This is a genomic window from Pseudomonas sp. ANT_H12B, from assembly GCF_008369325.1.
In the GTDB taxonomy this organism is placed as follows: domain Bacteria; phylum Pseudomonadota; class Gammaproteobacteria; order Pseudomonadales; family Pseudomonadaceae; genus Aquipseudomonas.
Genome location: NZ_VOBI01000020.1, coordinates 44,207 through 62,467, shown reverse-complemented (window position 1 = coordinate 62,467; position 18,261 = coordinate 44,207). Strand labels below are relative to the sequence as shown.

General features: G+C 59.7%; 15 protein-coding genes and 1 pseudogene. 9 read left to right on the top strand and 7 right to left on the bottom strand.

What is annotated here, in order from left to right:
• The first annotated feature begins 87 nt into the window (after positions 1 to 87).
• The 4 genes from FQ185_RS25120 (at position 88) to FQ185_RS25105 (ending at position 6,040) form a co-directional block, all read left to right on the top strand.
• A complete protein-coding gene (locus FQ185_RS25120; RefSeq protein WP_149419784.1) occupies positions 88 to 1,140 on the top strand; it encodes a 2,5-dihydroxypyridine 5,6-dioxygenase in 1,053 nt (350 codons plus the stop codon).
• Between the two features lie 208 nt (positions 1,141 to 1,348).
• The gene (locus FQ185_RS25115; RefSeq protein ID WP_149419783.1) at positions 1,349 to 1,831 is read left to right on the top strand and encodes a MarR family winged helix-turn-helix transcriptional regulator; all 483 of its coding nucleotides are present in this window, start codon (positions 1,349 to 1,351) and stop codon (positions 1,829 to 1,831) included.
• A 161-nt stretch (positions 1,832 to 1,992) separates the two neighbouring features.
• On the top strand, positions 1,993 to 2,469 hold the full coding sequence (locus FQ185_RS25110) for a (2Fe-2S)-binding protein (protein ID WP_149419782.1): 477 nt from the start codon (positions 1,993 to 1,995) through the stop codon (positions 2,467 to 2,469).
• Between the two features lie 16 nt (positions 2,470 to 2,485).
• Positions 2,486 to 6,040, top strand: coding sequence for a molybdopterin cofactor-binding domain-containing protein (locus tag FQ185_RS25105; RefSeq protein WP_178113597.1), 3,555 nt, complete (start codon positions 2,486 to 2,488; stop codon positions 6,038 to 6,040).
• A gap of 107 nt (positions 6,041 to 6,147) precedes the next feature.
• Here the strand turns inward: FQ185_RS25105 and FQ185_RS25100 are convergent, their stop codons facing one another.
• The 3 genes and pseudogenes from FQ185_RS25100 to FQ185_RS25090 form a co-directional block, all read right to left on the bottom strand.
• Complete coding sequence (locus FQ185_RS25100; protein ID WP_149419780.1) at positions 6,148 to 6,804, bottom strand: TetR/AcrR family transcriptional regulator; 657 nt, start codon at positions 6,802 to 6,804, stop codon at positions 6,148 to 6,150.
• A 54-nt stretch (positions 6,805 to 6,858) separates the two neighbouring features.
• Positions 6,859 to 8,308: pseudogene (locus FQ185_RS25095) on the bottom strand (nucleobase:cation symporter-2 family protein).
• Between the two features lie 136 nt (positions 8,309 to 8,444).
• Positions 8,445 to 9,497 (bottom strand): aldo/keto reductase, encoded by a 1,053-nt coding sequence (locus tag FQ185_RS25090; RefSeq protein ID WP_149419779.1) that lies wholly within the window; start codon positions 9,495 to 9,497, stop codon positions 8,445 to 8,447.
• Between the two features lie 205 nt (positions 9,498 to 9,702).
• Here FQ185_RS25090 and FQ185_RS25085 point away from each other — a divergent pair, with 205 nt between their 5' ends.
• The 5 genes from FQ185_RS25085 (at position 9,703) to FQ185_RS25065 (ending at position 13,155) form a co-directional block, all read left to right on the top strand.
• On the top strand, positions 9,703 to 10,419 hold the full coding sequence (locus FQ185_RS25085) for a YafY family protein (protein WP_149419778.1): 717 nt from the start codon (positions 9,703 to 9,705) through the stop codon (positions 10,417 to 10,419).
• Between the two features lie 52 nt (positions 10,420 to 10,471).
• Positions 10,472 to 10,813: a nuclear transport factor 2 family protein gene (locus tag FQ185_RS25080; RefSeq protein ID WP_149419777.1), complete on the top strand. Its 342-nt coding sequence runs from the start codon at positions 10,472 to 10,474 to the stop codon at positions 10,811 to 10,813.
• A gap of 30 nt (positions 10,814 to 10,843) precedes the next feature.
• Positions 10,844 to 11,962 (top strand): cell division protein ZapE, encoded by a 1,119-nt coding sequence (zapE, locus tag FQ185_RS25075; protein WP_149419776.1) that lies wholly within the window; start codon positions 10,844 to 10,846, stop codon positions 11,960 to 11,962.
• An 18-nt stretch (positions 11,963 to 11,980) separates the two neighbouring features.
• Positions 11,981 to 12,562: a DinB family protein gene (locus FQ185_RS25070; RefSeq protein WP_149419775.1), complete on the top strand. Its 582-nt coding sequence runs from the start codon at positions 11,981 to 11,983 to the stop codon at positions 12,560 to 12,562.
• A 101-nt stretch (positions 12,563 to 12,663) separates the two neighbouring features.
• Positions 12,664 to 13,155, top strand: a complete 492-nt coding sequence (locus FQ185_RS25065; protein ID WP_149419774.1) for a GNAT family N-acetyltransferase — start codon at positions 12,664 to 12,666, stop codon at positions 13,153 to 13,155.
• A 45-nt stretch (positions 13,156 to 13,200) separates the two neighbouring features.
• Here FQ185_RS25065 and FQ185_RS25060 read toward each other — a convergent pair whose 3' ends face one another.
• The 4 genes from FQ185_RS25060 to FQ185_RS25045 all read right to left on the bottom strand — a co-directional run bounded on the left by FQ185_RS25060 (position 13,201) and on the right by FQ185_RS25045 (position 18,052).
• Complete coding sequence (locus FQ185_RS25060) at positions 13,201 to 13,413, bottom strand: hypothetical protein (RefSeq protein ID WP_149419773.1); 213 nt, start codon at positions 13,411 to 13,413, stop codon at positions 13,201 to 13,203.
• A gap of 105 nt (positions 13,414 to 13,518) precedes the next feature.
• A complete protein-coding gene (locus tag FQ185_RS25055) occupies positions 13,519 to 15,756 on the bottom strand; it encodes a TonB-dependent siderophore receptor (protein WP_149419772.1) in 2,238 nt (745 codons plus the stop codon).
• A 168-nt stretch (positions 15,757 to 15,924) separates the two neighbouring features.
• Positions 15,925 to 17,670 carry a phosphoethanolamine transferase CptA gene (locus FQ185_RS25050; RefSeq protein WP_149419771.1) on the bottom strand — a complete coding sequence of 582 codons (1,746 nt, stop codon included), beginning with the start codon at positions 17,668 to 17,670 and terminating at the stop codon, positions 15,925 to 15,927.
• A gap of 199 nt (positions 17,671 to 17,869) precedes the next feature.
• The gene (locus FQ185_RS25045; RefSeq protein WP_149419770.1) at positions 17,870 to 18,052 is read right to left on the bottom strand and encodes a DUF6026 family protein; all 183 of its coding nucleotides are present in this window, start codon (positions 18,050 to 18,052) and stop codon (positions 17,870 to 17,872) included.
• Between the last annotated feature and the right edge of the window lie 209 nt (positions 18,053 to 18,261).

Here is an 18,261-nt window from a genome sequence, read left to right as displayed (position 1 = left end):
TAAGTGGCGTACACACTATAAAATTGCACTAGAGTGAGGCGGGGTGCCTCGACTTGGTGCGCAGCAGACGATTGAGGAGAGAGGAAAATGCCGGTAAGCGATTGCGAACTGACCCAGATGTTCGAACACGTGTTGACGCTGTCGAAGGTCGACCCGACCCAGAGCGTCGCCGTGCTCAAGAGCCACTATTCGGACCCGCGTACCGTGCGTGCCGCGATGGATGCGGCCCAGCGGTTGGGCGCCAAGGTGTATGCGGTGGAATTGCCATCGTTCAACCACCCGACTGCCATGGGCAATGACATGACGGCCTACTGCGGCGACACCGCGCTGACCGGTAATATCGCGGCGCAGCGGGCGCTGGAAGCGGCGGACCTGATCGTCGACACGATGATGCTGCTGCACTCGCCGGAACAGGAACAGATCCTCAAAACCGGCACGCGGATTCTGTTGGCCGTAGAGCCCCCGGAAGTCCTGGCGCGGATGCTGCCGACCGAAGCCGATAAGGTGCGAGTGATGGCGGCGGAAAAGCTGCTCAAGCAGGCGCGCTCGATTCACGTCAAATCAAAGGCCGGCAGCGATTTTCGCGCTGCACTTGGGCAATATCCTTCAGTCACCGAGTACGGTTTCGCCGATGAACCGGGGCGCTGGGACCACTGGCCCAGCGGTTTTCTGTTCTCCTGGCCGAACGAAGAAACCGCCGAGGGCGTGCTGGTGCTGGATGTCGGCGATATTCTGCTGCCGTTCAAGACCTACACCCGGGAGAAGATCACCCTGGAAATCGACAAGGGCTTTATTACCTCGATCCACGGTGGTTTCGAGGCCGAATACCTGCGCGACTACATGAAGTATTTCAATGATCCCGAGGTCTACGGCATTTCCCACATTGGCTGGGGATTGCAGCCAAAAGCGCAGTGGACCGCCATGGGGCTGCACGACAAAAACGACGGCATGTGCATGGACGCCCGGGCGTTCTACGGCAACTTCCTGTTCTCCACCGGGCCGAATACCGAAGTCGGTGGCACCCGCAAGACGCCGTGCCACCTGGATATTCCGCTGCGTCATTGCGATGTGTACCTGGATGACTTGGCCGTGGTGATCGGCGGTGACGTGGTGGCGCCTGACGCTTCCCGGGTTCGCTGAACTGCTGATTGCCAGACCCAAATGCTGTGGTCAGCACGGATCAAATGTGGGAGCGGGCTTGCTCGCGAAAGCGGACTGTCAGTCAACTGATGTGTTGGATGTGACGCCGCCTTCGCGGGCAAGCCCGCTCCCACAAGGTTCTGCGCTATCCCCGGAGAGTGTGGGCTGGCCAACGCCACTCTTGAGTCCACCCCACAACCTGTCCATCATGCCTCCCCACCACTCATCGTCTTTCGAGTCCGCCGTGCCTGAAACTCCTGATTCTTCCTATGTTTTCTCCGAACAAGTCGGGCATTTGCTGCGCAAGGCCTATCAGCGGCACCTGGCGATTTTTCAACAGAATGTCGGCGACTCCCAGCTCACGGCGGTGCAGTTCGTGACCCTTTGCGCCTTGCGCGATCACGGCTCCAGCTCCCTGACCGAACTGGTCAAGGCCACGGCGGTGGACCAGGCGACCATTCGTGGCATTGTCGAACGGCTCAAGGCGCGGGAACTGATTACCCTCGAACCTGACCCGCAGGATCGACGCAAAGTCATTGTCGGCCTGTCCGAAACCGGCAACCGGCTGGTGCAGCAAACCGTGCCCTGTGCCGGAAAAATCACCGAGCTGACCATGAGCAACCTCAACCCGGCTGAGCAAGTCGCGGTGCTGTTTTTGCTGCGAAAAATGATCGACGACCCACAAGACTGATCAACGCATCAGGTTTTTGGCACTGTTTTTGCTCTCTTTTCATGTAGTAACCACTTCACCATTCGAGTGTGTCGCGACGCCACAAATTGACGCTGGCCCGCGACCTTTTCTTCGACCTTTTGGTGTAGTGGGTACTTCATCAATTGAAGCGGGCGAAGCGAATGACAAGCCAGGAAATCACGGTAGCGCTTGAGGTCAACGGCCACACCACCACCGTCACCGCCATGGCGGACACGCCGTTATTGCTGATTCTGCGCAATGACCTGCAACTCAACGGCCCCAAGTACGGCTGCGGCCTGGGCGAGTGCGGTGCGTGCACGGTGATCATCGACGGCGTGGCGGCGCGCTCTTGCGTATTTCCCCTGGCCGGCGCAGCCGACCGGCAGATCGTCACCCTCGAAGGACTCGGCACCCGCGCCGATCCACATCCGGTGCAACAAGCTTTTATCGATGAGCAAGCGGCGCAATGCGGCTATTGCCTCAACGGCATGATCATGACGGCCAAGGCCTTGCTCGACCGCATCCCGCACCCCAGCGAAACCCAGATCCGCAACGAACTCTCGGCCAATCTCTGCCGTTGCGGCACCCATATCGAAATCCTCCGGGCGGTGCTGCGTGCCGCCCGTCAAACGCCTTGAACGTGGATCGATGACCATGACTGACGCAATCCCTACCCGCGACCAATTGCTGGCCAAGACCGGCGTTCTGCTGATCGTCGACGACATCCTGCCGCCTTCGGGCCCGGTGGCCAAAGGTGGTACCCCGTTGATCAAGCCCAAGGAACTGGGGTTGTTCATTGCCATCTGCGACGACGGGCGCGTGTATGCCTTCAACGGGCATGTCGACCTCGGCACCGGCATTCGCACCTCGCTGGCGCAGATCGTCGCCGAAGAACTGGACTTGCCACTGGAGCAAGTGTGCATGGTGCTGGGCGATACGGAGCGTGTGCCGAATCAGGGCGCAACCATCGCCAGCGCCACCCTGCAGATTTCCGCGATCCCGTTGCGCAACGCCGCGGCCGAGGCCCGGCGTTTTCTGCTGGAGACTGCGGCAGAACGCTGGGCGGTGGAGGCGGGCAGCCTGAAGGTCGAGGCCGGGCTAATTGTCGCGGCGGACGGACGCACCATGGCCTACGCCGATCTGGTGCGCGGTGACCACGTTGAACTGCGCATCTCCGGCACCGCGCCACTCAAGCCTGCCGAAGACTATCGGCTGGTGGGCAAGGGCGCCGCGCGGGTGGACATTCCGGCCAAAGCCACCGGCGAACTGACTTACGTCCACGACATGCGGGTGCCGGACATGCTCCACGGCCGGGTGATTCGCCCACCCTATGCCGGGCTCGATTGTGGCGACTTCGTCGGTAACAGCCTGTTGGAAGTCGATGAATCCTCCATCGCCCATATCGCCGGGATCGTCGCGGTGGTGGTGATCCGCGATTTCGTCGGCGTCGTGGCCCTGCGTGAAGAGCAGGCTATCAAGGCTGCCCAGTCGCTGAAGATCAGCTGGAAAGCCTGGAACCATGCGCTACCTGACATGAGTAATGTCGAACAGGCGATCCGAGACAACCCGAGCGTGCAGCGCGTCGTCCTGGACCAGGGCAATGTCGACGAAGCCCTGGCCGGGGCCAGTCAACGCATGCCGCGCACCTATTTATGGCCGTATCAGATGCACGGCTCCATCGGCCCGTCCTGTGGGGTCGCGGACTATCAGCTGTCGGGCAGCCGCGTGTGGTCCGGTAGCCAGAATCCGCATTTGCTGCGCGCCGACCTGGCCTGGCTACTGGAGTGTGATGAAACGTCTATCGAGATCATTCGCATGGAAGCGTCCGGTTGTTACGGGCGCAATTGTGCCGACGATGTGTGCGCCGATGCCTTGCTGTTATCCCGCGCTGTGGGCAAACCGGTGCGGGTGCAGTTGACCCGCGAGCAAGAGCATCTGTGGGAACCCAAAGGCACCGCGCAACTGATGGACGTCGACGGTGGCTTGAACGCCGATGGCAGCGTCGCCGCCTATGACTTTCAGACCAGCTACCCCTCCAACGGCGCGCCGACCCTGGCCTTGCTGCTGACCGGGCGGGTCGAGCCGGTGGCCGCGATGTTCGAAATGGGCGATCGCACGTCGATCCCGCCGTATGACTTCGAACACATGCGCGTCACCATCAACGACATGGCGCCGATTGTGCGGGCGTCGTGGATGCGCGGGGTTTCGGCGTTGCCCAACACTTTCGCCCACGAGTCGTACATCGATGAACTGGCGTTCGCGGCGGGCGTCGATCCGGTGGAATACCGCTTGCGCTACCTGCGCGACAAGCGCGCCATCGACCTGGTGAAATCCACCGCCGAGCGTGCGGCCTGGACCCCGCGCACTGCGCCGATGCAAACCCCGAACGACGATCAGTTTTTGCGTGGTCGCGGCTTTGCCTACGCGCGCTACATCCACAGCAAGTTCCCCGGTTTTGGTGCGGCGTGGGCCGCGTGGGTGGCGGACGTGGCGGTGGATCGCCAGACCGGTGATGTGTCCGTCACGCGGGTAGTGATCGGCCATGACTCGGGGATGATGATCAACCCGGCGGGCGTGCAACATCAGATCCACGGCAATGTCATTCAGTCCACCAGCCGGGTACTCAAGGAGCGGGTGACGTTCGAGGAATCCACGGTGGCCAGCAAGGAGTGGGGCGGCTATCCGATCCTGACCTTCCCCGAGGTGCCGCAGATCGACGTCATGATGATGCCGCGTCAGGACCAGCCGCCGATGGGCGCCGGTGAGTCCGCGTCGGTGCCAAGTGCAGCGGCGATTGCCAACGCCATTTATGACGCCACCGGGATCCGCTTTCGCGAACTGCCGATTACCCCGGAGCGGGTATTGGCAGCGCTGAATGCCGGCACCTGTGACGAGCCGCCGACAGCGCCGGCCAAACGTTCGAAGTGGTTGTTCGGTTCACTGTTTGCGGCGTTCGGCGCGCTGCTGGGCATGGCGGCCACCGCGTGGCCATTTCACGGTGAAATCGCGCCGATTGCGCCGCCGAGTGCCGGCACCTGGTCTGCTGCGACCCTTGAGCGCGGGCGTTTGCTGGCTGCGGTCGGCGATTGTGCGGTGTGTCATACCGCGCCCGGCGGCGCGACCAATGCCGGTGGGTTGGCGATGCAGACGCCATTCGGCACGCTCTACAGCAGCAACATCACCCCTGACGTGAAGACCGGTACCGGCAACTGGTCGTACCCGGCGTTTGAACGTGCCATGCGTGATGGCATTGGTCGCGATGGGCGCAATCTGTACCCGGCGTTTCCCTACACCGCTTTTCGCAATATCAACGATGCCGACATGCAGGCGCTGTATGCGTACCTGATGTCGCAAGCGCCGGTCAGCCAACCGGCGAAAGCCAATGACATGCGTTTTCCGTTCAATCTGCGGCCGTTGATGGCCGGCTGGAATGCGCTATTTCTGCGCAGTGGCGAGATCAGCGTTCAACCGCAGCGCAGCGAGCAATGGAATCGCGGCGCCTATCTGGTCAACGGTTTGGGGCACTGCGCCGCCTGCCATTCACCGCGCAACCTGATGGGGGCGGGGAAGGGCGGTGCGTCGTTCCTGGCCGGAGGCATGGTCGATGGTTGGGAGGCGCCGGCGCTGAACGGTTTGTCGAGGGCACCGACACCATGGACCGAGGATCAGCTGTTCGGTTATCTCAGCACCGGCTATTCCGATGCCCATGGCGTGGCGACCGGACCGATGGGGCCGGTGGTCAGTGAATTGGCGAAATTGCCCAAGGAGGATATTCGGGCGATGGCGGTGTACCTCGCGTCTCTCAACAACGCGCAGGCTGAAGCGCAAGTGGTGGAGAAAGCCACCCGACCGACGCCGGTTGCGAGCCTGTCATTGAGCAACGGCCAGCGTGTATTCGAAGGCTCGTGCAAGGCCTGTCACGCCGATGGCCTGGGGCCGAAACTGTTCGGCGTGAGCCCCTCGTTGGCGAGCAATACCAATGTGCACAGCGATCAGCCGGACAACCTGATCAAGGTCATCCTGCAAGGCATCAATGCTCCGGCCACCAAGGACCTGGGCTACATGCCCGGTTTCAAGGACAGTTTGTCCAATACTCAGGTGGCGGAACTGGCGGCGTATTTGCGTAATCGGTTTGCTTCAAATGCGCCGGGGTGGGAAGGACTGGAGCAGAAGGTTGCGCACCTCCGGGCGAATCCCGGTAGCCATTAAAAGCTTCGCGGGCAAGCCCGCTCCCACAAGTTTGTGTGTCGATCGTTTGATTGGGGCTCGACCCAAAACCTGTGGGAGCGGGCTTGCCCGCGATGGGGCCGGCCAAGTCACCCATAAACCTGATCGGGCAACCTCATAACCCCACGCACCACCAGATCCTTGATAAACCCCAGCCAATCCTCCCGCTGCCCCTTATCCGCCAGATCCTCGCCCAAAAACGAACTGAGCGTATGCCGGTTGGAGTTATAGAAGTAACAAAGCGAGGCAATCATCAAATACACATGCTTGATGTCCAGTTCCTGGCGAAACAACCCCTGAGCCTGGCCCGCCTCGATGATCGGCCGCAACACCCCGACGGCTTCCCCCGACAGCCTGCGCAGCTCGCTGGATTGTTGAGCGTGCTTGCCGTTGTGCAGGTTCTCGTTGCTCAGGATGGCGACGAATTCGGGGTGTTCGACGTAGTAGTTCCAGACGAACGCCACCAGATCCTGCAACGCCATCAACGGCTGAGCCAGGTCGAGCTTGAGCCGGCTTTCGGCTTTGTTGAACTGCTCGTAAGTGTGTTCCAGCACGCAAATGAACAACTGCTCTTTGCTACCGAAGTAGTAATAGAGCATGCGGTCATTGGACTCGGCCTCCCTGGAAATACTCTCGACCCGCCCCCCGGAATAGCCGTCGCGGGTGAACACTTTCACCGCTGCTTCGAGAATCCGTGTTCGGGTCTGTTGGGCCTGAGCGGCCCGGATGCCGGTCTTCTTGTTCAACGTGCGGTCAACCTTCTGCCAAACGGAGTCGCAGCGAATGTATCACGGTCCCTTTCAGCGGTTCAGGCTCGCTGCTGCTTCAGTGGCCGGAGGATTCTCCATGACCTGGAGGATCGACGCTTCGGGGTCAAAATCATCCTCTTCAAGCTCGATGAATTCCTCGGGCAGAAAGATATTCAGCACAATCGCGCACAGCGCACCGACGGTGATCGGCGACTCGAAAATGTTGTGCAGCGCTTTTGGCAATTCACGCAGCACTTCCGGCACGGCCGCGACACCCAGGCCCATACCGAGGGAAATCGCCACGATCAGCATCGTTGCGCCGATGCAGGCCAGCTTCGGCGAGGATCTTGATCCCGGCCACCGCGACGGTGCCGAACATCACCAGTTCAGCGCCGCCGAGCACTGGTTTTGGCATCAGTTGCAGTACTGCACCAATCATCGGGAACAGCCCCAGCAGCACCAACAGACCGGCAATGAAAAACGCCACGTAACGGCTGGCCACGCCGGTGAGTTGAATCACGCCATTGTTCTGGGCAAAGGTCACCATCGGCATGCTGTTGAACACCGCCGCCATGGCTGAGTTGAGCCCGTCGGCCAGCAGCCCGGACTTGATCCGGCGAATGTAGATCGGGCCCTTGACCGGTTGCCGGGAAATCATCGAGTTGGCCGTCAGGTCTCCGGCAGCCTCCAGCGGCGACACCAGGAAAATCACCGCCACCGGCACAAACGCCACCCAATCGAAATTGAAGCCGTACTTAAACGGCACCGGCACGCTCATCAACGGTACATCGGGAATGCTTGAAAAATTGACATCACCCATGAGCCAGGCGACGACATAGCCGAGGGTCAGGCCAATGACGATCGCACCGAGGCGCAGGAACCGCACATCAACCCGGTTCAACACCACGATGGTCCCGAGCACCAGTGCCGCCAGGGCCAGATGACTGGCCGCGCCGAGGTCCGCCGCACCGAAACCGCCGGCGATGTCGGTCATGGCAACCTTGATCAGCGACAGGCCCATCAGCGTGATGATCGTACCGGTCACCACCGGGGTGATCAGCATCCGCAGTTTGCCGATGAACTGGCTGAGGACCACTTCGATGAACGCCGCAAAAAAGCACACACCAAAGATCGTCGAGAGAATTTCATCAGTACCGCCGCCTCGGGCCTTGACCATGAACCCGGCGCTGAGGATCACGCTGATAAACGAGAAGCTGGTGCCTTGCAGGCACAGCAGTCCCGAACCGACCGGGCCGAATCGCCGCGCCTGGACGAACGTGCCCAGGCCCGAGACGAACAGCGCCATGCTGATCAGGTAAGGCACTTCGCTTTGCAGGCCCAGGGCGCTGCCCATGATCAGCGTCGGGGTGATGATGCCGACGAAACTGGCGAGTACGTGTTGCAAGGCGGCGAAGACAGTGGCGCTCAGATGCGGGCGATCATTGAGGCCGTAAATCAGGTCGTTGTTGCGCGGGACAGGGGCTTTTTCAGAGGCGGTCATGGTTGTGTGCGTGCCAGAAGGCGGGCAGGGTCAGAAAATGGAGGCGCAGGATGCCAGAAAGACTAATGTGTGGCGAGCGATGGAGTCAGATGCCCAGCACAATCCCTGTGGGAGCCGGCTTGCCCGCGATGCTTTTTCAGGCGACAGGGATTTTTGGCAAGTCCAAAGTTTCAGCCCCGGAAAACCGCACCGTCGACCCGGCAATCGATTCATGCGGCACACCCATCGCCACAGCGCTGACACCATCAAGCCGCAACAACTGATCAGCACTCAATTGCACATCCAAAGCACCCAATGTCGCGTCCAATTGTTCGCGGGTACGAGAGCCGAGAATCGGAATCAGCGCCGTCGTCGAACGTTTGGCTTTTTCCCGCAGCCAGGCAATGGCCACGTGAGTCGGGCTGGCGACCAGTTCCACGGCGACGGCCAGCAAGGTGTCGAGCAGGGCGGTTTCACGGGCACTTTTCTCGGCATGGACCAGCATGCCGAGTTTGGTTGCGCGGTTGTCCGCTTCGCTCGTGCGGTACTTGCCGGTGAGGAACCCGCCGCCCAGCGGCGACCATAACGTTGCGGCCAATCCCAAAGCTTCGGCCATGGGCAGCTGTTCACGTTCGGCGGTGCGTTCGGCGAGGCTGTATTCCACCTGGATGGCCGCAATCGGTGCAAAGCCGCGAATCTCGGCCAGCAGGTCGGCGCGAGCAATGCGCCACGCCGGGAAGTTCGACAGGCCGGCATAGTGAATCTTGCCGGCGCGTACCAGATCATCGAAACCCCGCAGGATCTCTTCCATCGGCGTTACGCCGTCGCTCATGTGCGCCCAGAACAGGTCGAGGTGATCGGTTTTGAGTCGCGTCAGGCTTTCTTCCACCGCGCGAACCATGTTCTTGCGGTTGTTGCCGGTGTGGGAAATGCCCGCCGCCGGTGTGGTCCCCAAGGTGTATTTGCTGGCGATGACCAGGCGATCCCGTTCTGCGGCGATGAATTCGCCGAGCATGGCTTCCGACTGGCCGGCTTGATAACCATTGGCGGTGTCGATGAAATTGCCGCCGGCCTCCAGGTAACCATCGAAGATACGCCTGGCTTCGTCGCGTTCGGCGCCATGCCCCCAACCGGTGCCGAAATTACCGGCACCCAGCGCCAGTTCTGAAACCCGCAAGCCGGTTTTGCGGCCAAAGACTTTGTAATGCATGGGGTGGCTCCTGAAGGAAAAGGCGTTGGGCTTTGAATATAGATGTCTAGCGACATGTATTTAATATGATGTGAGTAATATTTAGCGTCAAGGCTCATTTTCATAAACGGGTAAAGGGCCGACAACCGGGCGAGAGGCTGCTGCCACTTTCTGACAGGATCCTCTGCTAAGCTCCGACGACTTTTCCAGACAGAGCCTGCCGATCATGTCGCGTACCTCTCGTTTACTGACCTTGTTGCAAGTGCTGCGCGGCAAAAGTCGGCCAGTGACGGCGGCGACGCTTGCCAGTGAATTAGAGATTTCCGAGCGCACGCTGTACCGCGACATCGCCGAACTCACCGCCCTTGGCGCGCCAATCTATGGCGAGGCGGGGATCGGCTACGTGCTGCGCAGTGGTTTGTTCCTGCCGCCCTTGATGCTCAATCCCGATGAAACCGAAGCCATCGTGCTGGGGTTGCGCTATGTGGATCAGCGAGGGGATGAAGTTTTGAGCAAAGCCGCGGCCGATGCGCTGGCCAAGATTGCTGCGGTATTGGCACCCGAAGCGCTAGACGCGTTACGTAACCCGACGGTCATGCCGGGCCCGCGCGGTTATGGTTTTGCACCTAACGCGGTGCCACTGAATGTGTTTCGTCAGGCTATCCGTACGCAGGCCAAGCTGCACATCGACTACGCCGACGCTAATCAGGTGCCCAGCCAACGGCTGATCTGGCCGCTGGCCCTGGGGTTTCTCAACGAGGTACGAATCATCGTCGCCTGGTGTGAATTGCGCAGTGCCTATCGGACTTTTCGTACCGACCGGATATCAAAGGCCAGCGAGCTGGACGAGCGTTATCCGGGGCGGCGCAGCGACCTGTTGCGCACCTGGCGCAAGCAGATGCAACTGGATGAAGCAGGGCGTTTCATTCCTGACAAAAACTGACACAGGCTTGTTTTAGCATGGCTCCAGAATCAACAAACAAGGAGCCGTAAACATGTCCAATCCAGCCTCTTCACTGGCACCCGCCATCGCCGCCTACATTGCTGCCGCCAATGCCTGGGACACGTCGAGCGTCACCCGTTTTTTCGCTGAGGATGCCAATGTGTTCGATGAAGGCCAGCACCGGGTCGGCACCCAGGCGATAGCCCAATGGATGGAAGACACCGCCCAGCGTTACCAGCCGCGGGTCGAAGTGCTCGATGTTCAGCTGCGCACTGGCAAGGTGCTGGTGCATAACCTGATCTCCGGGACTTTTCCGGGCAGCCCTTTGCAGTTGCGCTACATGTTCCGCCTGAATGAACAGGGCAAGATCGCCCGGCTGGACATTTCACTGTAGCCGTCGTTGCACAGTGGCATACTGCCGCGCATGAATGTCGACTCCCCCCTCAGCGCCTGGCAACACGCCATCGAACAGAAGGGCTTCGTCCAGGACGAAGCCCAGGAACATGCCGTCTGGGCGCTGCAAAAATGCTATGAAGCCTTGCACGAAGGCCGCACGCCGATCACCGGCGTGTACCTCTGGGGGCCGGTCGGGCGCGGCAAGACCTGGCTGATGGACCAGTTTTACCAAAGCCTCAAGGTCCCGGCTCGCCGCCAACACTTTCACCATTTCATGGGCTGGGTGCACCAGCGTTCGTTTCAGCTGACGGGCACTGCCGACCCTTTGCAGGCGCTGGCCCACGAACTGAGCGAGGAAGTGCGTGTCCTGTGTTTCGATGAACTGTTCGTCAACGACATCGGCGACGCCATTATTCTCGGGCGCTTGTTTCAGGTGATGTTCGAACAGGGCGTGGTGGTGGTCTGCACCTCCAATCAGCCGCCGGATCAGCTGTACGCCGATGGTTTCAACCGCGACCGCTTCGTGCCTGCCATCGAGGCGATCAAAAAGCACATGCAGGTGATTGCGGTGGATGGCGGCGAAGATCATCGCCTGCACCCAGGCGCCGGTTTGCAACGTTATTGGGTGGCCGAGCCCGACCAGCCCGGTGCATTGGGTGAAGTATTCAAGGCGTTGACTGTCGGCCGGTCGGTGACCAGCGCCCCGATCAACGTCGGCTATCGGTCGCTCAACGTCGTGCAGACCAGTGAAACCGTGCTCTGGACCCGATATGCCGATCTCTGCGAACAGCCCTTTGCCGCCATGGATTTCATGACGCTGTGCGACACCTTCAAGGCTATTCTTTTGAGTGACGTGCCCGATCTCAGCGCTCAGAAACGCCAGGGGCGCATCGCACGCGGCACTGAAGACGGCGTCGAGCGGGTGGCGGCGGGTGATCGCGAGTTGCCGCAATTGTCGGTGCATGACGACGGTGTACGGCGTTTTATCGCCCTGGTGGACGAGTGTTACGACCGCAAAGTGCCGTTGTACCTCGAAGCGCAGGTGCCCATGGCATCGCTCTACACCGAGGGTTATCTGCAATTCCCGTTTCGCCGCACGCTCAGCCGCTTACAGGAAATGCAGCTACAACGGTTTGCCGAAGTTTGATCTCTGGGAGGAGCAAACATGAATCAGCCTTTGTCCCACCATTTGCTGACCATGGCCTATCAGAACGCCTGGGCCAATCATCGACTCGCCAAGGCCTGGAGCCAGCTGAGCCCGGCGGAGCTTGCGGCACCGCGGGTCAGTTTTTTTCCTAGCCTCAGCGCTACCCTTAATCACATCCTGACCTGCGACTGGTTCTACGTGGATGCGCTGGAGCGGGAGTTGCGCGGCGATGACCCGCATCTCGATTGCTATGTGTTCTTCAACGAAGACGAGCCTTTCACGCAAGCCGTGGACCTCAAACGCGAACAAGCCCTGGTGGACCGGCGACTGATTGCCTACTGCGAACAAATGCGTGACGTGGACCTGGGCAAAATCGTGACCATTGCCCGGGACACACCGCAACATGACAGCCGCTTGCGCATGGTGTCCCATCTGTTCGGGCACCAGATCCATCATCGCGGGCAGGTTCACGCCATGCTCAGCGGCACCTCGGTCAAGCCGCCGCAGCTGGACGAGTTTTTCAGTGCCGGTGAATCGGGCTTGAGGGCCGAGGATTTTGCCGAGCTGGGATGGACCGAAACGTTGATCTGGGGCGCTTGAGCGCAAAGATTGCAGCAAGAGCAGCGCTCGCGATATCGTCGGTCGGCACCTCCAGTGCGAGGTGCGCGCTGGGGTTACTTCATGTGTGATCGAGGATGGAAATGGAATCCGCAGAAATTCTTGTGCTTCAGGCCAGCTACACCAACGCAGTGCATGCCCAGGCGATTGGGCTGGTATTGAATGCTTACGCTGAAGACCCGATGGGCGGCGGCCACTCATTGCCGGCCGACGTGCTGGAGCAACTGCCGGCGGAATTGGCCAAGCGTCCCCACGCGTTCAGTGTGCTGGCCTTTGTCGGCGGCGAGCCGGCCGGGTTGGTCAATTGCTTTGAAGGATTCTCGACCTTCGCCTGTCGGCCGTTGGTCAACGTGCACGATGTGGCAGTGGTGGAGAAGTTTCGCGGGTTGGGGTTGAGCCAGAAAATGCTGCAAAAGGTCGAGGATATCGCCCGTCAGCGCGGCTGCTGCAAAATCACGCTGGAAGTGCTGGAAGGCAACGCGGTGGCGCAGGCGTCCTACGGCAAATTCGGATTTGCCGCCGGCATGTTCGACCCGGCGCACGGTCGGATGCTGTTCTGGACCAAGGCGCTTTAATTTCGGGCGAAAAAAAAGGGCGTCCACCAGGACGCCCTTCGGCCATTACGGTCTGTAGCGTTCGGTCACTTGTGCGGTTTGATCGTCCGGAACCCGCAGTTCAAGACTTTTGCTCTCGTTGGCCCTGCTTTGGTCTTGCTGTTGGCCTACCGGGAAGTTCGCGAAGTAATACCTCATGCGCTCAGCTCCACCTTCGGCAAAAGCACTGGCCGAGACGAACGTCATCAGGCCGGCAATGATCAGGGGTGTAGGTTTCATGGTTGCCTCCCACTACGGATGTCGGATGCCTTTCGTCCATGAATCAATGAATCAATTTCGAGCCCTCATTAGCCGCCGATTTCGTTAAGCGGGAATTAACAAAACCTAGAGTTTCCAGTCCAGGCTCAAGGTCACCGTGCGCGGGTCGCCCCAGAAGTTGCCGTTGTAGAACCCGACGTTGTCGTAGTACTTCTTGTCGAACAGGTTATCGACGTTCAACGAGGCCGACAGGTGCTTGTCGAACTCATACCGCGACATCAGTTTGACCACGGTGTAGGCCTCCTGCCGGATCTTCGCGCTTTCGGTGATCAGCGTGCCATTAGCGTTGCGCCCGACCGGGCGTTTGGAGTTGCCAAAAACGTCGCTCTGCCAATTCACCGCGCCACCCACTGTCAGTGCCTGCCAATCGCCGGGCAGGCGATAGGCCGTGGAGAGCCGGAACATATTCAGCGGCTGGTTGGTATTGGCGCGTTTCTTTTCACCGTTGGCCGAGTGGGTGTAGGTGTAGCCGGCCGTCATGTTCCAGCCCGCCATGACCTCGCCCGAGACCTCGGCTTCGAAGCCCTGAACCTTGTTGCCTTTACCGCCTGACTTGAAGAACTCCTCACGGGTGGCCGGGTCCGGCGGTACCGAGTCGTCGCGTTCGGCTACGTTGTCCTGTTTGCTCCAGAACAGCGCGGTGGCGAGGTTCAGACGTTCTTCAAGCAGGCTGCCCTTGAGTCCCAGTTCATAGTTGCTGCCCACCACCGGCTCGAGGTATTTGCGATTGCTGTCGCGGTTGGACTGTGGATTGAAAATGTCGGTATAGCTGACATACACGGTGTATTCGGGCGTGAGGTCGTAAAGCAGGCCGGCGTATGGCGTCCAGATGTCGTTGTGTTGCTGGCGGGTAGCATCGACGCTGCTCAGCTGCAGGTTGTCGTCGTAGCTGTTGGTCGTGTTCGACGCTTTCCAACTGCCATAACGACTGCCGAGCACGGCATGCAGGTCATCCGTCAGACTCAGGCGAGTGGCCAGATAGCCGGCCTTCTGGCGGGTACTGTCTTTTGAACCTGCAAGGTTGGTGACGGTGTCGGAATACTTGGCGATGCCGCCCATGTACTTCCAGTCGGGGATGTTCAAGTAACCCGACGGCTGTGCGCCCTCATCCAGGTAGGGGCTTTCTTCACTGCGTTCGGCTTCGCCATACCCGAACATCATTTCGTGTTCCCGACCGAACAGCGAGTAGGGGCCCGCCACGTTAAAGTCGTACGCCTTCATTTTCTGCGTCCCAAGCATGTGGCCCAAGTAGGCGCTCATGCCACTGCGGTCCTCATTCGGGAAGCCGCCACCGCCGTAATACAACTTGCCATCCGTATCGCTTTCGCGGTGAGTGTAGGCCGCTTTGAAGTGCCAGCCGGCGCCCAGTTGTTGGTCCAGAGTGGCGAACGCTGTCTTGTCCTTTAACGGCCAGGAACTCCAGGACGTGGCCATGTTGGTGGAGCGTCCGAGGTTCGCTTTGCCTCCGTCAGAATTCCAGTAGGGCGTGGTGCCATAGGAGGAGCCCCGGACGTGTTTGTTCTGATAGTCGTAACCCACGGCCAATACGGTGTCATCGGTCAAATCGGCTTCGAGAATGCCGTAGCCGACCTCCCTTTGTTGCTGGTACTTGTCGCGGAACGAATCGCTGTCGCGATAGGCCAGCACGCTGCGTCCGCGCAGGCGTCCGTCGAAAGCCAATGGACCTCCGACATCCAGATAACTGTAGTAGTCGTCATAACTGCCGCCGCTGACACCGGTCTGGACTTGCCACTGCGACGTCGGCCGTTTACGCACCATGTTGATGGTGGCCGACGGATCGCCCGCGCCAGTGGTCAGCCCCGTGGCACCGCGAACCACTTCGATGCGGTCGTAGATGATGGTGTCCGAGTCGGACTTCATGTAGCTGAAGGTGTTCAGCATGCCATCGACCTGGAAATTTCTGATCGTGTAACCCCGGGACGAATAGCTCACCCGATCCGAATCGTTGTGCTGAACCACCACGCCGGTGGTCTGGCCCATGGCTTCGGACAGCGTACCGAGTTTGAAATCGTCCATTTGCTGGCGCGTGACCACGGACACCGATTGCGGCGTTTCCTTGATCGACAGGTTCAGGCGAGTGGCCGTGCTCATGGCGCCGGTGGTGTACGACTCGGTGTTTTCGGTGGTGCTGCCCAAACCTTGGGCGGTCACATTGGTGGCGCCCAGTTCGAGGGTGCGGCCGGGCTCTTGATCAGGGCTGGTTTCAGCCAGCAGGTCGGGGCACAGGGCGGCACTGCACAGGCCCAGGGTAAAGGTCATGGAACGGGTGATTGGCGCGAACATCGCAGCCGACTCCTTGTCTTCGAGGGAAAAATTCCGTTTGTTCAAAGACGAAGAGGGAAGGCGGGATTTAGCGATTAACGAGAATTATTGTTATTTGTAAATGTTTCGGACAATGCAATCGCGCCATAAGCGCAGTGAAAAAGGGGCCGGAACCGGCCCCTGAAAGGATTACTTCTGAACGACTTCCGGCGAGCCTGGCAGCGTCTTGGGTTTGATCAGGCTGAAGTCGATCAATGCCTTTTGCTGGCGCTCATAAGGATTGCCGATCATCAATGGCCGTGGCTTGAAACTGTCGCTGACCAGGCTCTTGCTGCGATCCAGCTCATCGAAGCTAAGACCCGCCAGATCAGCCCAGGTATGGATCAGATGCGAGCTGCTGTAAGGCCGCCCCAGATCACCGGCAAAACTCCAGTCATGGTTTTCGCGCCATTTCGGCGAGGCCCAAGCCATGAACGGAATGGTGTACATCGGCGCCGTCGGTTTGCTTTCGTTGCGGCCAAGGGTGCTGTGGCCAGGCGAGTCGAAAACGTCTTCACCGTGGTCGGAGAGGTACATCAGGAACCCGTTCGGATCAGACTTGGCGTAGTCCTTGATCAGGCTCGACACCACGAAGTCGTTGTACAGCACCGCGTTGTCATAGCTGTTGTAGGTCGGCACCTGATCGTCGCGCACACCGTCCGGAACGCCTTTGCGGTCCTTGAACTTATCGAAGGTCGATGGGTAACGGTATTGGTAGCTCATGTGCGTGCCAAGCAAATGCACGACGATCAGCTTGCGCGGCGCAGCATCGGCCAAGGCCTTGTTGAACGGCGCGATCACGTCGCCATCGTACTGAGCGGCGTTCTGATTGCGGTTGTTGTTCAGGTACACCTGCTCATCGGCCTGCTCGGAGAAGGTCGTCAGCATGGTGTTGCGCTTGGTCATGGTCTGCTGGTTGGTGATCCAGAAGGTTTTGTAACCCGCCTGTTTCATCATGCTGACCAGCGATGGGGTCGACAGGTACAGGTCCGGGTTTTCTTCGTCAGCGAAGGTCAGTACCTGCTGCAACGCCTCGATGGTGTAGGGGCGTGGGGTGATGACGTTGTCGAAGACCGCCATTTGGTCCTTGAGTTTATCCAGCTCCGGGGTGGTTTCCCGAGGGTAGCCGTAAAGGCTCATGCGCTGACGGTTAGTGGACTCGCCGATCACCAGCACCAGCGTCGCCGGCTGATTGGCCGTCGCGTCTTTGAGATTATGCAGCGGCGGGATTTTGCTGGCGCTATTGAGCATGTCTTGCATGCCGGCCAGGGTGTCCAGGTAGCGGTGATACGCCACGGCCATCTGCCAAGGCACCGCGGGCTCGATGCGGGTTTCGAATTTCTCGAAACCGCCGGCCAGACTGCCGGTGCGCAAGGTTTGTTTGATCATGGGATAACCGATCACGGCCACCAGGATCGCCGTCGCTGCGACCAGTGCCTGCCCGCGAGGCAGGTAGACCGGGCGCAAGCGCGTCCATAGGAAATAGCTGAAAGCGGTGTGGGCGAGGAACGCCGGCACCATCCACCAGGCAAAGTATTGCGTCATGTACTCGCCGGCTTCCGACACGTTCGACTCGAACATGATGAAGATGACGCTTTGGGAAAATTCCTGCTGATAGATGAAGAAATAACCCAGGCTCGCCATCGAGCAGGCCCACAGCACCACGCCGATCAGCGCGGCCAATACGCGTGTTTGCCTAGGGAACAGCAGCATCGGCGCCAGCCATATGGCACTCATCACAAACGCCTGGCGGAACCCGGTAAAACCGGAGGTGCCGGTCAGCTGGATCAGTAGCTGGGTGATGCCGGAAAAATACCAGAAGAACAGGAACAACCAGAGGAAACCTGTCCAATCGAAACCGTTCGCAGACGTATTGCTGCGTTTAAACAAAGCCATTCAGCGCTCCAGCGAGTAATCACTTCCATCGCCGGGACTCGAAATATCGCCGACGAACGAGTGCCGTGCGGATACCGAACGGCCATAATGCGCCGGAGTATCAACAAGCCGATGTGAAAACTTCGTGAGTTGCCAGGATTGGCCGAGGGGCGTGACGTATGGGAAGCAGCGCGGGCTGCTTCCGGTTCAAGCGCGGGGATCAGGCGTGAGGGGCACCGTGGGTGATGGGTAAGGGCTGGGCCTGATAGTCTTGTGTCAGCAAGCGCAATTGCTCGACTTCCAGCTTCAACTGGTCGCGCTCGTCCTTCAACTGACGTAATTCATCGCGACGGATCGTGACGTAAAGGGTTTGTGCTGGCCGTGCTGCTAATACTGTGCCCATTGCTCACCTCGCATGGCTGTCTCAACTGTAAATCCGCTTCGATTTCGGATGCTGATTTACTATCGGCGCCAATTTTGATTTCTTTTGCCCCAGAAGGGAACTTTTTTATTTTTCATGGTCGTTGTGTCTTCGGTGCGATTACCGACGTTATCAATCAAGATCGGGCACAATGCCCGGAAACTATGTGCCAGCGCTCTGGACTAACCTCC

Excerpts from the sequence above, each read along its gene's own strand:
- FQ185_RS25120 (WP_149419784.1), top strand. The coding sequence starts at position 88 with ATGCCGGTAAGCGATTGCGAACTGACCCAGATGTTCGAACACGTGTTG.
- FQ185_RS25115 (WP_149419783.1), top strand. The coding sequence starts at position 1,349 with ATGCCTCCCCACCACTCATCGTCTTTCGAGTCCGCCGTGCCTGAAACT.
- FQ185_RS25110 (WP_149419782.1), top strand. The coding sequence starts at position 1,993 with ATGACAAGCCAGGAAATCACGGTAGCGCTTGAGGTCAACGGCCACACC.
- FQ185_RS25105 (WP_178113597.1), top strand. The coding sequence starts at position 2,486 with ATGACTGACGCAATCCCTACCCGCGACCAATTGCTGGCCAAGACCGGC.
- FQ185_RS25090 (WP_149419779.1), bottom strand. The coding sequence starts at position 9,497 with ATGCATTACAAAGTCTTTGGCCGCAAAACCGGCTTGCGGGTTTCAGAA.
- FQ185_RS25085 (WP_149419778.1), top strand. The coding sequence starts at position 9,703 with ATGTCGCGTACCTCTCGTTTACTGACCTTGTTGCAAGTGCTGCGCGGC.
- FQ185_RS25080 (WP_149419777.1), top strand. The coding sequence starts at position 10,472 with ATGTCCAATCCAGCCTCTTCACTGGCACCCGCCATCGCCGCCTACATT.
- zapE (WP_149419776.1), top strand. The coding sequence starts at position 10,844 with ATGAATGTCGACTCCCCCCTCAGCGCCTGGCAACACGCCATCGAACAG.
- FQ185_RS25070 (WP_149419775.1), top strand. The coding sequence starts at position 11,981 with ATGAATCAGCCTTTGTCCCACCATTTGCTGACCATGGCCTATCAGAAC.
- FQ185_RS25065 (WP_149419774.1), top strand. The coding sequence starts at position 12,664 with ATGGAATCCGCAGAAATTCTTGTGCTTCAGGCCAGCTACACCAACGCA.
- FQ185_RS25060 (WP_149419773.1), bottom strand. The coding sequence starts at position 13,413 with ATGAAACCTACACCCCTGATCATTGCCGGCCTGATGACGTTCGTCTCG.
- FQ185_RS25055 (WP_149419772.1), bottom strand. The coding sequence starts at position 15,756 with ATGTTCGCGCCAATCACCCGTTCCATGACCTTTACCCTGGGCCTGTGC.
- FQ185_RS25050 (WP_149419771.1), bottom strand. The coding sequence starts at position 17,670 with ATGGCTTTGTTTAAACGCAGCAATACGTCTGCGAACGGTTTCGATTGG.
- FQ185_RS25045 (WP_149419770.1), bottom strand. The coding sequence starts at position 18,052 with ATGGGCACAGTATTAGCAGCACGGCCAGCACAAACCCTTTACGTCACG.